The organism is Candidatus Rokuibacteriota bacterium, assembly GCA_030647435.1.
Taxonomy (GTDB): domain Bacteria; phylum Methylomirabilota; class Methylomirabilia; order Rokubacteriales; family CSP1-6; genus AR37.
Map to the genome: position 1 here is coordinate 24,866 of JAUSJX010000054.1, position 14,564 is coordinate 39,429.

13 protein-coding genes are annotated in these 14,564 nt (G+C 69.6%); all 13 read right to left on the bottom strand.

Translation table 11 applies throughout. The annotated features are described in order from the left end of the window. Nucleotides 1-31: 31 nt before the first annotated feature. On the bottom strand, nucleotides 32-736 hold the full coding sequence (locus Q7W02_09760; protein MDO8476462.1) for an ABC transporter ATP-binding protein: 705 nt from the start codon (nucleotides 734-736) through the stop codon (nucleotides 32-34). Continuing rightward, entirely contained in the window at nucleotides 729-1,526 is a 798-nt protein-coding gene (locus Q7W02_09765; protein MDO8476463.1) for an ABC transporter ATP-binding protein, read from the bottom strand. The genes Q7W02_09760 and Q7W02_09765 overlap by 8 nt, the downstream gene beginning before the upstream one ends. Nucleotide 1,527: 1 nt before the next feature. Next, complete coding sequence (locus Q7W02_09770; GenBank protein ID MDO8476464.1) at nucleotides 1,528-2,790, bottom strand: branched-chain amino acid ABC transporter permease; 1,263 nt, start codon at nucleotides 2,788-2,790, stop codon at nucleotides 1,528-1,530. Nucleotides 2,791-2,854: 64 nt separating this feature from the next. Beyond that, nucleotides 2,855-3,826 (bottom strand): branched-chain amino acid ABC transporter permease, encoded by a 972-nt coding sequence (locus tag Q7W02_09775; protein ID MDO8476465.1) that lies wholly within the window; start codon nucleotides 3,824-3,826, stop codon nucleotides 2,855-2,857. A 75-nt stretch (nucleotides 3,827-3,901) separates the two neighbouring features. Next, nucleotides 3,902-5,098, bottom strand: coding sequence for a branched-chain amino acid ABC transporter substrate-binding protein (locus Q7W02_09780; protein MDO8476466.1), 1,197 nt, complete (start codon nucleotides 5,096-5,098; stop codon nucleotides 3,902-3,904). 91 nt (nucleotides 5,099-5,189) lie between these two features. Further along, nucleotides 5,190-6,998 carry a tetratricopeptide repeat protein gene (locus Q7W02_09785; GenBank protein MDO8476467.1) on the bottom strand — a complete coding sequence of 603 codons (1,809 nt, stop codon included), beginning with the start codon at nucleotides 6,996-6,998 and terminating at the stop codon, nucleotides 5,190-5,192. Beyond that, a complete protein-coding gene (locus tag Q7W02_09790) occupies nucleotides 6,995-8,776 on the bottom strand; it encodes a tetratricopeptide repeat protein (GenBank protein MDO8476468.1) in 1,782 nt (593 codons plus the stop codon). The genes Q7W02_09785 and Q7W02_09790 overlap by 4 nt, the downstream gene beginning before the upstream one ends. A 10-nt stretch (nucleotides 8,777-8,786) precedes the next feature. Beyond that, nucleotides 8,787-10,682 (bottom strand): tetratricopeptide repeat protein, encoded by a 1,896-nt coding sequence (locus Q7W02_09795; GenBank protein ID MDO8476469.1) that lies wholly within the window; start codon nucleotides 10,680-10,682, stop codon nucleotides 8,787-8,789. Then, nucleotides 10,682-11,320, bottom strand: coding sequence for a thiamine phosphate synthase (gene thiE / locus Q7W02_09800; GenBank protein ID MDO8476470.1), 639 nt, complete (start codon nucleotides 11,318-11,320; stop codon nucleotides 10,682-10,684). The genes Q7W02_09795 and thiE overlap by 1 nt, the downstream gene beginning before the upstream one ends. A 10-nt stretch (nucleotides 11,321-11,330) precedes the next feature. Continuing rightward, nucleotides 11,331-12,665 carry an acetyl-CoA carboxylase biotin carboxylase subunit gene (accC, locus tag Q7W02_09805; GenBank protein MDO8476471.1) on the bottom strand — a complete coding sequence of 445 codons (1,335 nt, stop codon included), beginning with the start codon at nucleotides 12,663-12,665 and terminating at the stop codon, nucleotides 11,331-11,333. A gap of 13 nt (nucleotides 12,666-12,678) precedes the next feature. Beyond that, on the bottom strand, nucleotides 12,679-13,158 hold the full coding sequence (accB, locus tag Q7W02_09810; protein MDO8476472.1) for an acetyl-CoA carboxylase biotin carboxyl carrier protein: 480 nt from the start codon (nucleotides 13,156-13,158) through the stop codon (nucleotides 12,679-12,681). Between the two features lie 4 nt (nucleotides 13,159-13,162). Beyond that, nucleotides 13,163-13,732 (bottom strand): elongation factor P, encoded by a 570-nt coding sequence (gene efp / locus Q7W02_09815; protein ID MDO8476473.1) that lies wholly within the window; start codon nucleotides 13,730-13,732, stop codon nucleotides 13,163-13,165. A 4-nt stretch (nucleotides 13,733-13,736) separates the two neighbouring features. Continuing rightward, nucleotides 13,737-14,399, bottom strand: a complete 663-nt coding sequence (locus tag Q7W02_09820; protein ID MDO8476474.1) for a tetratricopeptide repeat protein — start codon at nucleotides 14,397-14,399, stop codon at nucleotides 13,737-13,739. Nucleotides 14,400-14,564: the final 165 nt, after the last annotated feature.

Consider the following 14,564-nt stretch of genomic DNA (forward strand, 5'->3'; position numbering starts at 1 on the left):
GGGGAGAGGGCAGGGTGAGGGGGAGCATGGTTTACGCCTCCCCGAGGTAGGCGCGCCGGACTTCGGGATTGTCGGCGAGGTCTCGGGCGGAGCCCTCGAGGACCAGGTTGCCGGTCTCGAGGACGTAGCCGCGGCCGGCTATGGACAGCGCCATGGCCGCGTTCTGCTCGACGAGCAGGATGGTCACGCCCTGCCGGTTGATGGTCTGCACGGTCTCGAAGATCTGCTCGACGAGGACGGGCGCCAGCCCCATGGAGGGTTCATCGAGTAGCAGGAGTCTGGGCCTCGCCATGAGGGCGCGGCCGATAGCCAGCATCTGCTGCTCGCCGCCGGAGAGCGTACCCGCGACCTGGGCGCGCCGCTCCTTGAGCCGCGGGAAGATCGAAAAGACCCTGTCGATGTCCTCCGGCACCCCGGGATCGGAGCGCGTGAAGGCGCCCATCTCGAGGTTCTCCAGCACGGTCAAGCGGTTGAAGATGCGCCGCCCCTCGGGGACGTGGGTGACGCCGCGTCGCACGATGGCGTGCGAGGCCACGCCGATGAGCGAGCCGCCCTCGAAGACGACGTCCCCCTGACGCGCGGCGAGGAGCCCTGAGATGGCCCGGAGCGTGGTCGTCTTGCCCGCGCCGTTACTGCCGAGGAGGGCGACGACCTCCACTTGCCCCACGCCGAAGGACACGCCCTTGAGCGCCCGGATCTCGCCGTAGGACACGTGGAGGTCCCGCACCTCAAGCATCGCCGGCCTCCGCCCGCGGCGTCCACTTCCGCCTGCCGAGGTAGGCTTCGATGACCCGCGGGTTCTTCTGGACTTCGGTTGCGCGCCCCTCGGCGATCTTCTCGCCGTAGTCGAGCACCGTGACGTGGTCGGACACCTCCATGACGACGCGCATGTTGTGCTCGATCAGGAGGATGGTCAGGCCGAGGTCGCCGACGAGCCGCCGCAGGAGCGCCATGAGGCTCTGCGCCTCGCCCTGCGTCATGCCGGCTGTGGGCTCATCGAGGAGGAGCAGGGCGGGCTTCGAGGCCAGCGCCCGGCCGATCTCCAGGCGCCGCTGGTCGCCGTAGGGCAGGTTGCGCGCCAGCTCGTTGGCGCGGCCGCGGAGCCCCACGATGTCGAGCAGCGCAGCAGCCCGCGCCCAGAGGGCCTCCTCCTCGCGCTTCCAGTGCGGGTTCCGCGAGAGCGCCCCCCAGAAGCCCGAGTCGACGCGCGCGTGCATGCCTACGAGCACGTTCTCGACGGCCGTCATGTTCTTGAAGAGCCGGATGTTCTGGAAGGTGCGGCAGATTCCGAGCGCCGTGATCTGGTCGGGGCGCAGTCCCATGAGCGGGGTCCCTTGGAACCGGACGGCGCCCTCCTCCGGCACGTAGAGCCCGGTGAAGACGTTGAAGAAGGTGGTCTTGCCCGCGCCGTTGGGGCCGATGATGGACGCGATCCGGCCCTCCTCGAGCTCGAAGTCCACGTTGTTGAGCGCGGTCAGCCCGCCGAACTTCTTGGTGACCCCGCGCGCCTCGAGGAGGACGGCCATCTCAGGGCTCGTCGAGCTCGCGCGTGCGGCGCTGCGCCGGCAGGATGCCCTGCGGGCGGAAGATCATCATCAGCACCAGGATGAGGCCGAAGACCATGCGCTCGTACTTGGCCGGCTCGAGCTGGGTCGGCAGGTTGGCCAGGTTGTAGCCGAAGATCTCCACGCCGGCGTTGCGGAGCTCGTTGACCCAGAGCGAGAGCCCCTTGAGGACCTGGAGGTTGAGCACGGTCACGACCGTGGCGCCCAGGATGGCGCCGGGGATCGAGCCCATGCCACCCAGGATGATCATGGCGAGGACGCCGATCGACTCCATGAAGGTGAAGGACTCGGGGTTGATGAAGATCTGCTTGGCGGAGAAGAGCACGCCCACCGCGCCCGCGAAGGAAGCGCCGCAGGCGAAGGCGAGGAGCTTCATGCGCACCAGCGGCACTCCCATGGCCTGCGCGGCGGTTTGATCTTCCCGTATGGCCTCCCACGCCCGCCCGATGTGGGAGTCCTCCAGCCGCCGGTTGACCAGCACCGTCGCGCCGACGATGAGCAGGACGAGGGCGTAGAGGTAGAGCGGGTAGATCACGTTCGGGTCCGGCTCGATCCCGACGGCACGCAGCGCGGGGGCGAAGAAGATGGGCGGCCGTCCGATGGGCGTGATCCCCTTGGGGCCGTTGGTGAAGTTGATCGGCTTGTCGAGGTTGTTGGCCAGGACGCGGATCACCTCGCCGAAGCCCAGCGTCACGAGCGCCAGGTAGTCGCCGTGGAGCCTCAGCACCGGCAGGCCGAGGAGGAGCCCGGCGCCCGCGGCCACGCCCACGCCCACGAACAGGAAGACGAAGAACCACCACGGGGAGAGCGGGAAGAAGTCGCCGCCGAAGATCAGGTTGGCCTGCGGAGACCCGAAGATCGCCCAGGAATACGCGCCCACGGCGAAGAAGGCGACATAGCCCAGGTCGAGGAGGCCGGCCAGGCCGACCACGATGTTCAGCCCGAGCGCCAGGGCCACGAAGATGCCGACCTGGATCGCGATCTCCATGTAGTAGGCGTTGATGCTCCCGAGCACGGGCATGAGGACGCCGAGCGTGCCGAGGGTCAGCGACGTCTTGAGCCACCGCGGCATCCGCGCGAAGTAGAGGAGGAGGATCGATGTCTGGAAGAGCATGAAGACCACGATCGAGCGTGGGTAGCTGGCGACGCCCCACGCCGTGACGCCGAGCAGCGACACGACGAGAATCGTCGCGGGCACGGGCTTGTCGAGCAGATCGCGGATCATCTCAGCACTCGCCTCGTCGCGCTCGTCGCCTGCGGCTCCGGCCGCGCCTCATCTCGAAAGGCGATCACGCGCGCTCCCTGACGACTTCGCCGAGGAGGCCCTTGGGGCGGAAGATCAGGATGAGGATCAGGATGGAGAACGCGAGGATGTCCTTGTACTCGGCGCCGAAGGCTCCGCCCGTCAGCAGCGAGAGGTAGGAGGCGCCAAAGGCCTCGAGCAGCCCCAGGAGGAGCCCGCCGAGCATGGCGCCCGGGATGTTGCCGATGCCGCCGAGCACCGCCGCGGTGAAGGCCTTGAGCCCGGGGATGAAGCCCGTGTACGGGTTGATGAGGCTGTACTGCACGCCGAAGAGCACACCCGCGCCGCCGCCCATGGCGCCGCCGATCAGGAAAGTCAGCGAGATCATCCGGTTGACGTTGATGCCCATGAGGGACGCGGCCCCCTGGTCCTCGGCGACGGCGCGGATGGCCTTGCCGATCTTGGTGCGGTTGACGAGGCTGTGCAGCCCCCAGAGCATCAGGAGGGAGGCGCCGATCACGACGAGCGACTTGACCGAGATGTCGATCGACGGCGTCAGCTCGAAGCGCTCGTTCATCACGTCCATCGGCGGGTAGACGATGTTGAAGGCGTTGCGCCAGAGCGATTCGAAGAGGCGGATCGCGTCCTGGAGGAAGAAGCTGACCCCGATCGCCGAGATCAGCGGAATCAGCCGCGGGGCGTTTCGGAGCGGGCGGTACGCGACCCGCTCGACGCCCGCCGCCAAGAGCCCGCTCGCGAGCATGCCCACCAGGAGCGCCACGAGCACGAGCAGGAAGGGCGACCACGTCTCGAGGGCGCCGCGCGCCTGGAGCCCCAGCAGGACCTCGGCGCCCACGAAGGACCCGAGGATGAAGATCTCGGAGTGGGCGAAGTTGATGAACTCGAGGACGCCGTACACCATGGTGTAGCCGAGGGCGATCAGGGCGTACATGAAGCCGAGCGTGATGCCGTCGAGCAGGACCTGCGGGAAGATGCCGATCAGGAGATCAACGTCCATCGGCACTGGGTCCCAAAGCGGGGAGCGCGGGAGGGGCGGTCCCCCGCCCCTCCCGCTGACGACTGCGCCGGACGGCTACTTCTTGGCCGCGGGCGGCGCGATGGTGAGCTGCTTGACGATCTTGTTGTCGCCCCACTTCGCCGGGTCGTCGCTCACGACCGTCAGCACGAAGTACTGGGCCTTCAGGCGGTCACCCTTCGAGTCGAACGCGATGTCGCCCGTGATCCCGGAGAGCTTGGCCTTGCGGACCGCGGTCGAGACGTCCTCGCGCGTCACCTTCTTGCCGCCCTTGGCGACGTCCTCGATGGCCTTCACGGCGATGGTGGCCGCGTCGTAGGCCTCGGCCGCGTAGGGTTCGGGATTCTTGCCGAACTTCTTTTTGAATTCGTCCACGAAAGCCTTGGCCTTGGGCAGCGCCGAAGCCGGCCCGGCCGCCGAGGTGTAGTGCATGCCCACGACCGACTTGCCGGCGATCTTGGTCAGGTCGGAGGAGTCCATGCCGTCGGGGCCCATGAACTTGGCCTTGATGCCCTTCTCGCGCGCCTGCTTGAAGAAGGGCGCGCCCTGGTCGTAGATGCCGCCGAAGTAGATGACGTCGGGGTTCTTGGCCTTGATGGGCGTGAGGATCGGGTCGAAGTTCGACTTCTCCTCCGTGCCCTCGAAGGCGACCACCTTGATGCCCTTCTTCTCGGCGTCGGCCTTGAAGAACTCCGCGATGCTCTGCCCGTACTGCGTCTTGTCGTGGACGATGGCGGCGCTCTTGACCTTCATGGTCCCGTGGGCGAACTCGGAGCCGACCACGCCCTGGACGTCGTCGCGGCCGCAGACGCGGTTGATGTTGGGATAGCCGCGATCCGTCACGACGGGGTTCGTGTTGGCCGGCGAGACCATCACGACGTTGACTTCCTTGTAGACCTCCGACGAGGGGATCGCCACGCCGGAGTTCAGGTGGCCGATCACGGCCATGATGTCCTTGTCAGAGATGATGTTCTTGGCGTTGGCGACGCCGACGTCGGGCTTGGCCTGATCGTCGAAGGGCACGAACTCGACCTTGTAGCCCATCTTCTCGAGATTGCCCTTGAGCTTCTCGACGGCCAGCTGGGCGCCGAGCTTGATGCCTTCGCCCAGCGCGGCCTGGCCGCCTGAGAGTGGGCTCTGGGAGGCGATCTTGATGGTGCCCTTGGACTGGGCATCCACCTGCGCCGTGGCCGGCAGCAGCAGCGCGGCGATCGCGAGGGCGGTTAGTACGTGGCGGATTCGAAAGGTCCTCATTCGGTCTCCTCCTCAGAACGGGCGGTCTCCTCCTCAGAACGGGTCGGCCAAGGTTGCGAGCGGCGCCATTATAGCGGGTTTGCGGGGGTCGTCAACGGGTCGGGCGCGGCCCAGCCGGACCTCCATCCACGCGGCCCGGCTCGGCCAGGAGCGCCTGGAGCTGGCGTCGCGCCTCGGCATCGCCCGGGTTGACGGCGAGCGCCTCCTGGAGGAGCGCCTTGGCGACCAGCGCGCGTCCCGCCCTGCGCTCCTCCGCCGCGCGCGCGACCAGGGCCTGCGAGTAGTTGGGGACGAGGCCTTTGAATCCCGGGTCCTGGGCGAAGGCCTGGCGGTAGTAGGGCAGGGACTCGGCGTACTTACCCTGCTGCAAGTACACGGCGCCCAGGTTGGCCAGCGCCCCGGTCAGGTTGGGCTCGAGTCGCAGCGCGAGGTGGAGCATCTCCTCGGCCTCCTTGTCCTTGTTCTGCCCGTGAAGCGCAGTCGCGATATTGTTCGCGAACGTGGCGCGCCTTGGGCGGAGCGCGAAGGCCCGGCGGAAGGCCGCTTCCGCCTCCGCATGGCGCTTTCGGACCGTGAGGGACGTGCCGAGGTTGTTCCAGCAGATGGAGCAGTCGGGCTCGACGTTGACCGACCACCGCCACAGCGTCTCCGAGTCCTGCCAGACCTTGGACTGGTCCCAGGCGCCGACAGCCAGCACGAACAGCACCGCGGCGGCGCCGGCGAGCACGCTTCTGGCGATGACGGCGCTCACACGGCCGCGCGAGCGGGCGTCGAGGAGCCGGGCGAGTCCGCCGCCCGCCAGCGCCGCGAAGCCGAGTCCCGAGAGATAGCTGTAGCGGTCGTGGGCCAGCTGGTTGCCGGCGTGCACGATCCCGCTGATCGGGAGGAGTATGAGGACCGACAGCGCCCAGGCCGCGAGCCCGGCAGGGAAGACGCGCCGGAGCGCCCACAGCAGCGCCGTGACCGCGACGAAGGCGAGTGCCGGGATCAGGAAGCGCGGGGCCAGGAGGCGCACGTCCACCGGCAGCTCATACAGCGGGATCAGCCTCACGGGCCAGAGCCAGCGCGCCGGGTAGAAGCTGAAGGTGTAGGCGGTCATCGCGACGCGAGAGCCCGGGCCGTACGTCTCGTAGCCCGTCACCCCGGTGCCCGTGAGCACCACCCGGAGGGCGATGAAGCCGCCGATGGCCGCGACCGCGGCCCACGGGAGCTTTTCGAGCAGGCAGCGCCGCCAGCCGAGGACCCGCGCGCGCCCGAGCGGGTAGACGTCGAGGAGCAGAAGCACGGCCGGCAGCGGCATCGCGGCCGCCTTTGACAGCAGTGCGGCCGCGGTGGCGGCGAGCGATGCGTACGTCCACCCTCGCCGGAGTGTCGCGTCCTCCGCCGCGGCGCGCAGGTAGGCCAGGACCGCGAGCATGAAGAAGAAGCCGCAGAGGACATCCTTCCGCTCGGTCACCCACACGACGGACTCGACACGTAGCGGATGGACCGCGAAGAGCAGCGCCGCGAAGCCCGCCCCGACGGACAGGCCGGGCTCGGCGGCGGCGGCCCCGGCGGCGCGCAGCAGCCGGCGGGCGATGAAGAAGAAGACCGTGGCGCTGGCCGCGTGCAGCAGCAGGTTGAGGAGGTGGTAGCCGCGCGGGTTGAGCCCGCCGAGCGCGTAGTTCAGCCCGAAGCTCATCCAGGTCAGCGGGATCCAGTGGCCGAGAACCGTGCCCGTCCACATCCACTGGAGCTGCGCCGTCCGCAAGCCGTGGACGCCCGTGTTGTTCACGACGTTGTCGAAGTCGTCCCAGTTGACGAAGTCCGCGCTCAGCGCCGGGAGGAAGGTGAGGAAGGCCGCGGCGAAGATCAGGCAGGGCACGCCGACGCGACGGAGCGTCAGAAGGGCCCCGCTCATCGCCCAAGCCCGTCGGCCGGTCGCCCGGCCGAGAGCGCCTCGAGCCCATCCCGCGCCTGCGCGTTGCCGGGCTGCACCGTGAGCGCTTCCTGGTAGAGCGCCATGGCTTGGTCCGGCCGCCCGGCCTTGCGCTCGGCGGCGGCTGCCGCGACGAGCGCTTGCGCCAGCTCCTTCACCGAGCCGGAGAACCTCGGGTCGAGCGCGTAGGCCTTCCGGAGGTGGGCGAGGGCCTCCGCGAAGCGCCCCGTCTGGGCTTCGTACGAGCCCAGGTTGAGCAGGGCCCCGGTGAGGTTCGGGTCGAGGCGGAGCGCCTCCCGCAGCATCGCTTCGGCGTCGGCGTCCTTCCTCTGGCCTGCGAGGGCGATCGCGATGTTGTTGGCGAGGCTCGCGGTCATCGGGCGGAGCGCGGCCACCCGGCGGTAGGCCGCCTCCGCCTCGGGGTGCCGCTTCTGGCCGCTCAGCGCGTGCCCGAGGTTGTTCCAGCACACCGCGCACTCGGAGTCGAGGTTCGCGGCCCAGCGCCAGAGCGTCTCGGAGTCCGCCCAGACCTTCGACTGGTCCCAGGACGCGGCGGCTAGGAACAGCAGCGCCGCGGCCGCTCCCGCCGTCGCGCTTCGGGTGATCATGGCGCTCACGCGCCCGCGCGCCCGGGCGTCGAGCAGCCAGGCGATCCCGCCGCCGGCAAGGACGTTGAAGCCCAGCCCCGAGAGATAGCTGTACCGGTCGTGGGCCAGCTGATACCCGGCGTGCACCGCCCCGCTCACCGGCAGCACCAGGAGCGCCGAATACACCCACGCCGCGAGCCCCCCCGGCCACCGCCGCCGCAGCACGATCAGCGCGGCCGTGATGGCCGGCACCGCCACCATCGGCAGCAGGAACCGCCACGCCAGAGGATCGACCCGCGCCGGCAGCTCGTACATCGGCGACAGCTCCACCGGCCACAGGAACCTCCACGGGTAGAACAGCAGGCTGTACAGCGTCATCGCCGCGCGCGCCCCGAGACCGTACGCCGCGTACCCCGTCACCGTCGCCCCCTGCCGCACCGCCACCAGCGCGACCGCCGCCCCCACCCCGGCCAGCGCGAAGTACCCGATCTTCTCTCGCAGCAGTACCGCTAGGCCCACGCCGCGCCGCCGCAGCGGATAGATGTCCAGCACCAGCAACGCCGCCGGCAGCATCATGGTCGAGGCCTTGGACAGCAGCGCGGCGGCAAAGAGCCCCAGCGACGCCGCGCGCCACCGCGAGTCAAGCCGCCCGCCTGCCCCCCGCTCGACCGCGTTGAGATAGCCCAGCACGGCCAGCAGGAAGAACAACCCGCTCAGCACGTCGCGCCGCTCCGTCACCCAGGCCACCGACTCGACCCGCAGCGGGTGCACCGCGAACACCGCCGCTGCCGCCGCCGCGCCCCACGCCACCGCCCCCTGCGTCCGTTCCCCCCCGGTCCCCGCCGCCAGCAGCCGCCGCGCCACGGCGTAGAACACCACCGCGTTGGCCGCGTGCAGCAGCAGATTGCCCAGGTGATAGCCCCACGGCGCCATCCCCCCGAGGACGTAGTTCACCCCGAGCGTCAGCCACGTGAGCGGGATCCAGTGCCCCATCAGCGTCGTCGTGAACATCCAGCGGAGGTTGCTCCAGCCGAGGCCCCGGAAGTTGGGGTTCGCGAGAAAGTTGACGTCGTCGTCCCAGTTGACGAACTCGCCGCTCAAGCCCGGCCAGAAGGTCAGGAAGGCGACGGCGAAGACGAGGGCGGGGAGGAGCGCGCGGCGCGGGATGCTCATCGCCCGTTGCTCACCGTGGAGTCGGCCGCCCAGCCTGGAGTCGCGCCTGGGTGAGCAGGAACCGCGTGGCTTCCGAGGCGCCGTCGAGGGCGAGGGCGCGCTCGAGCACGGGCACCGCTTCCGCGCCCCGGCCGCGCTCCATCAGCGCCTGGCCGAGATTGCGATGCGTGTCGGGATCCTGGGTCAGGATTCGGGAGGCCTCGGCGAGCAGGGACACCGCCTCGTCGAGCCTGCCCTGCCGCGCGAGTTCGATGCCATGGTTTCGTAGAGCGTAGCCTAGATTGCTCCGGAGACCAGGAAACGCCGGCTGCGCCGCGGCGGCCTTGCGCAGCCAGGGCACGGCCTCGGCATAGCGCCCTTGTCTGGCCAGCAGCGCGCCGAGGTTGGCCGCGGGGGCGGCTTGGTTGGGCGCCAGGCTCAGCGCTTGACGGAAGGCCTCTTCCGCCTGGGCCGTCCGTCCGCGGTTCGTCAGGATGGCGCCCAGCGTGTCGTACGACGTGAAGTGATCGGCGCGCAGCTCGATGGCGTGGCGCACGAGGCCCTCTGCCCTGTCGATCATGGCGGGCGAGGGCTCCCGGCGCCGCACGATGGCCGCGGCCAGGTTGTTGGCGCAGACGACGCAGTCCGCGTCCAGCGCCACCGCGCGCTCCCAGAGAGAGTCGGAGTCGCGCCATATCCGGGTTTGCCCCCAGCTGGCCGCGCCAAGACCAAGGACGACCACGACCGCGACCGCCAGAGCCAGCGTCGCGGGCGCCCGGCCGAGCCGGTCCGCGCCGCCTGCGCGAAGCAGCGTCCAGAGCGCGCCGCCCGCCACCACGGCAAACCCGAGCCCCGAGAGATAGCTATAGCGGTCATGGGCGAGTTGGAAGCCGGCGGGCACGATTCCGCTCACGGGTAGGAGCACGAGGGCTGAGTAGGCCCAGGCCGCGAGCGCCCAAGGCGCGCGCCGCCGCAGCAGGACGAGGCAGGCGGTCACAGCCAGGAGCGCCAGGAGCGGACCAAGAAAGCGCCCCTGCGAGAGGTCCACCCGCGGGGGCAGCTCGTAGAGCGGTGATAGCGCCACGGGCCACACCCAGCGCGAGGGATAGAACCAGAAGGCATAGGCGACGACTCCGACGCGCGCCCCCATGCCCGTCTGGCTCCAGGCCGAGGCTGAAGCGCCGATACGGAGGGCAAGCATGGCCACGACGGCGCCCACCACGGCGATGGCCGCGTACGGCAACTTCTCGAGAAGAAGGGCGCGCCAGTCCAGCCGCAAGCGGCGAAGCGGGTAGACGTCAAGAAGGAGAAGGACACCAGGCAGCGCCATGACGATGGACTTGGACAGGAAAGCCGCGGCAAAGGCCAGGAGCGAGGCCGTCCGCCAGCGCCCGCTGATGAATCCGCCGCCGTCTGTCGCGCGAAGGTAGAAGAGGATCGACAACAGGAAGAAGAGCCCGGAGAGCACGTCGCGGCGCTCGGTGATCCAGGCGACCGACTCCACCCGCAGGGGATGAACCGCGAAGACGAGGGCCGCGAAGGCCGCGCCCGCGCGGTCCGGCATGCTCTCGATGACGCGTGCGGGCGTCTCGCCCGAGGCGCTGGCCAGGAGCCGTCGGGCAATGAAGTAGAGGCAGACGGCATTGGCCGAGTGGAGCAGGAGATTGCCGAGGTGGTAGCCCCAGGGATTCATGCCGCCCAGGGCGTAGTTGATTCCCAGGGTGAGCCAGGTCAGGGGAATCCAGTGGCCGAGGAGTGTGGTCGTGAACATGTAGCGAAGCTGAAGCCAGCCGAGTCCCCGATAGCCCTCGTTCATCAGGAAGTTCGTGACGTCGTCCCAGTAGAGGAATTGGCCCTGGAGCGACGGGAGAAAGGGCAGGCAAGCCGCGAGGGCAATGCCGGCGGGCCAGAGCAGCCGGGACAGCATCACCGAGCGCCGTCCCGGGCCGAGCGAATGGTCTCGAGGAACCCGCGAACGGCGGCGGCCGGATCCCGCGCGCTGCCTATGGCGGAGATGACGGCGACGGCGTCGGCACCCGCCTCGATGACCTGGCTGACATTGTCCCGGGTGATGCCGCCGATGGCCACAAGGGGGACAGGGATGTCCGCCCGCACGCGTCTCACCAGCTCCGGTCCCACAAGATCGAAGCCGATCTTGCTCCCCGTCGGGAACATGCTGCCCACCGCCACATAGTCGGCGCCGTCGTCGCGCGCTCGTCGCGCCTGGTCCGGGTTGTGGGTCGAGACGCCGAGGATCATGGGCGGAGGCAAGAGCCGGCGCGCCTCGCGCGCCGGCAGGTCGTCCTGCCCAACGTGGACGCCGTCCGCCTCGACGGCCAGGGCCAGGTCCACGCGGTCGTTGACGATGAAGAGGCAGGCGGCCTCACGGCAGCGGCGTCTCAGCGCGCGCGCCACGGGATAGAGCTCGTTGAGCGGCATGGCCTTCTCGCGCAGCTGGACCAGGCGGCAGCCGCCCTCGAGCACCGCGTCGAGGAGTGTGGCCAGGTCCCGACCGCCGCCGGCTCCCCGGTCGAGGATGACGTAGAGCGGTGTGGAGAGGGTCACCGGGGCGGGGTCAGGGACCGACTTCGAGACGTGGCAGCGTGTGCTCTCCGGAGAGGAAGGCGGGGTCGGCCAGGAGCTTCTGGTGGTAGGGGATGGTGGTCTTGACGCCTTCCACGTGCGTCTCGGAGAGCGCCCGCTGCATGCGGGCGATGGCCTCGGCGCGGTCACGGCCGTGGACGATGATCTTGGCGATCAGCGAGTCGTAGTACGGCGGCACCGCCGCGCCCGGCATCATGTGGCTGTCCACCCGCACGCCGTATCCCCCTGGCGGAAGCCACGCCGTCACCGTGCCGGGCGAGGGGACGAAGTGCTCCGGATCCTCTGCGTTGATGCGGCACTCGATGGCGTGGCCGCGCACCGTGATCGCGCGCTGCCTGTAGCCGAGGGACTCGCCCGAGGCGATGCGGATCTGCTCCCGAACGAGGTCGATGCCCGTGACCATCTCGGTGACAGGGTGCTCGACCTGGATGCGCGTGTTCATCTCGATGAAGTAGAAGGTGCCGTTGCGCGCCACGAGGAACTCGACGGTGCCTGCCGAGACATAGTTGACCGAGTTGGCGACGGTCAGAGCCGCCTTGTAGAGGCCCGCCCGCGTCTCCTCCGAGATGGCCGAGGCGGGGCTCTCCTCGAGGAGCTTCTGGTGCCGGCGCTGCACGGAGCAGTCGCGCTCGCCCAGGTGCACGCGGATGCCGTTCCGGTCGCCCAAGACCTGCACCTCGACGTGGCGCGCCTCCTCGACAAACTTCTCGAGGTAGAGCTCCGAGGAGCCGAAGGCCTGGGCCGCCTCCGCCCGGCATGTCGCGAAGGCCTGCGCGAGCATGTCGCGCGCGCGAACGATGCGCATGCCGCGCCCGCCGCCGCCCGCTGCCGCCTTGACCACGACGGGATAGCCGATCGTGTCGGCCAGCGCCTGCGCCTCGTCCACGCCCTCGAGCGGCCCTTCGCTGCCCGGCACGACGGGCGCGCCGGCCTGCTTGGCCATCGCACGCGCCTGGGCCTTGTCGCCCATGAGCCGGATGGCCTCCGGTGCGGGGCCGATGAACGTGATGCCGCAGGCGCGGCAGATCTCGGCGAAGGCCGCGTTCTCGGACAGCAGACCGTAGCCGGGGTGAATCGCCTCGCTGTCCGTGATGGAAGCCGCCGAGATGATGCTGGGGATATTGAGGTAGCTCTGGCGCGCCTCGGCGGGGCCGATGCAGATGGATTCGTCGGCCAGCCGCACGGGCAGCGATCCCGCGTCGGCCTGCGAGTGGGCGACGACGGTGCGGATGCCCATCTCGCGGCAGGTGCTGAGGATGCGCAGCGCGATCTCTCCGCGGTTGGCGATCAGTATCTTGTGGAACATGGCGTTCAGCGCGCTACTTGCGGCACTCCACGAGGAAGAGCGGCTGGCCGAATTCGACGGGTTGGGCATTCTCGACGAGGATCTTCACGACGCGGCCGGTGACCTTCGACTCGATCTCGTTCATGAGCTTCATCGCCTCGATGATGCAGAGGGTCTGCCCCTCCTTGATCGTGTCGCCCTCGCTGACGAACGGCGCCGTCTCGGGGTTCGTGGCGCGGTAGAAGGTGCCGACCATGGGCGCCTCGATCGTCACGGTGCCGGCGGCGGCTTCGGCGGCGCGCTCGACGCTCTCCGCCTGGGGTAGCGCGGCGGGCGCGGCGGCGGCGCCCTGCGTCGCGGCCGCGGGCGCGTGCCGGCGGACGACGCGCACGCGCACGCCGCCGCTCTCCACTTCGATTTCCGCCAGGTCGTGGGCCATCGCCAGATCGACGACCTGCTTCGGCGTCCACTGCTGTCCCGCCGCGGGGCGGGCCGCGCGCTTCTTGCCGGCCATGAGCCTAGCCGGCCGCCGCGACGCGGCCCAGGTACTCGGCGCTCCGGGTGTCGACCTTCACGATGTCCCCCTCGTTGAGGAAGAGCGGCACCTGGACGACCGCGCCGCTTTCGAGCGTGGCCGGCTTGGAGCCGCCCGAGGCCGTGTCGCCGCGGATGCCCGGGTCGGTCTTGGTGATCGCGAGCTCCATGAAAGTCGGCAGCTCGACCGTCACGGGGCTGCCGTCGATGAAGAGGATGTCGACGTCCGTGTTCTCCTTGAGGAAGGAGCGCGCGTCGCCGACCTCCTCGGCGGAGAGCGAGATCTGGTCGTAGGTCTCCGTGTCCATGAAGTGGTAGCGGTCGTCCTTGTAGAGATACTGCATGTGCTTGTCCTCGAAGTCGACCAGCTCCACCTTCTCGCCGGCCCGGAAGGTGTTGTCGATGACGCGGCCCTGCCTCATGTGCTTGAGCTTGGTGCGCACGAAGGCGCCGCCCTTGCCGGGCTTGACGTGCTGGAAGTCGACGATGGTGTACGGCTGCCCGTCGAACTGGATCTTCAGCCCCTTCTTGAACTCGGCCGTGGACACCTGCATGACGTTATGGTCCCTTCCGTTTCTGGGTCTTGGCCCGCAGCGCCTCTTCGAGGCCCGCGCGTGCCCGGGCATCACCCGGGTTCTTCCTGGTCAGGCGCAGGAAGATCTGCGCCGCTTCGTCGCTGAGCCCCTGCTCGAGGCACAGGGCGCCCATGCTCATCGTGGCGAACGTGTCGTCCGCCAGCACGCGCCCCAGCGGCGAGCCGTCCCCCGCGCGCCCCTCCGCGGCCAGCGTCTCGAGCAGCAGGCGCGATTCCCGGTCGCCCGCGTCGAGTTTGACCACGCGCTCGAGATGCTGCCGCGCCTCTTCCCAGCGCCCTGCCTTTCGGTGGATCTCGGCCGCCAGGCGATGCGCCTGGGCGTCTTTCGGGCCCGACTGGAGGATGACCCCGAGCTCGCCCAGCGCCGCGTCGGGGTTGCCATCGTCCAGGTGCGCCTTGGCGAGGATCAGGCGCGCCGTCGTGTAGTGCGGGAAGCGCCCGAGCCCCTCGCGGCAGAGGTTGATGGCCTCCCGCGTCCGTCCGACCTTGCGGTAGGCATCGGCCAGGGGAGCGAAGGCCAGCGAGGCCGGATCCCGGGCCAGCCGCTCCTCGTACCGCTTGATGGCGCCCGCCGCCACGGGATCCTCGGCGGCTGTCCCGCCGCCCTGGGGGATCGGGTTCGCCATGGCTCATCTTTTATAAGCGCCAAAGGCCCGAGAGTCAATGCGTTCCCGGCCCTTGCCGCGCCTATGCCGCCATGACAAACTCGCCCTGGTGGCCGACCACAAGGACACGGACAGCGCGGTTCGCCCAAGCCCGAGCGGAGCCGCGAGATTCCTGCCTTTGGTAGC

Bases quoted from the DNA above. Each gene is read 5' to 3' on its own strand.
- Q7W02_09770 (MDO8476464.1), bottom strand. From the start codon at position 2,790: ATGATCCGCGATCTGCTCGACAAGCCCGTGCCCGCGACGATTCTCGTC.
- accB (MDO8476472.1), bottom strand. From the start codon at position 13,158: ATGGCCGGCAAGAAGCGCGCGGCCCGCCCCGCGGCGGGACAGCAGTGG.
- Q7W02_09765 (MDO8476463.1), bottom strand. From the start codon at position 1,526: ATGGCCGTCCTCCTCGAGGCGCGCGGGGTCACCAAGAAGTTCGGCGGG.
- accC (MDO8476471.1), bottom strand. From the start codon at position 12,665: ATGTTCCACAAGATACTGATCGCCAACCGCGGAGAGATCGCGCTGCGC.
- Q7W02_09820 (MDO8476474.1), bottom strand. From the start codon at position 14,399: ATGGCGAACCCGATCCCCCAGGGCGGCGGGACAGCCGCCGAGGATCCC.
- Q7W02_09795 (MDO8476469.1), bottom strand. From the start codon at position 10,682: ATGCTGTCCCGGCTGCTCTGGCCCGCCGGCATTGCCCTCGCGGCTTGC.
- efp (MDO8476473.1), bottom strand. From the start codon at position 13,732: ATGCAGGTGTCCACGGCCGAGTTCAAGAAGGGGCTGAAGATCCAGTTC.
- Q7W02_09775 (MDO8476465.1), bottom strand. From the start codon at position 3,826: ATGGACGTTGATCTCCTGATCGGCATCTTCCCGCAGGTCCTGCTCGAC.
- Q7W02_09790 (MDO8476468.1), bottom strand. From the start codon at position 8,776: ATGAGCATCCCGCGCCGCGCGCTCCTCCCCGCCCTCGTCTTCGCCGTC.
- Q7W02_09785 (MDO8476467.1), bottom strand. From the start codon at position 6,998: ATGAGCGGGGCCCTTCTGACGCTCCGTCGCGTCGGCGTGCCCTGCCTG.
- Q7W02_09780 (MDO8476466.1), bottom strand. From the start codon at position 5,098: ATGAGGACCTTTCGAATCCGCCACGTACTAACCGCCCTCGCGATCGCC.
- Q7W02_09760 (MDO8476462.1), bottom strand. From the start codon at position 736: ATGCTTGAGGTGCGGGACCTCCACGTGTCCTACGGCGAGATCCGGGCG.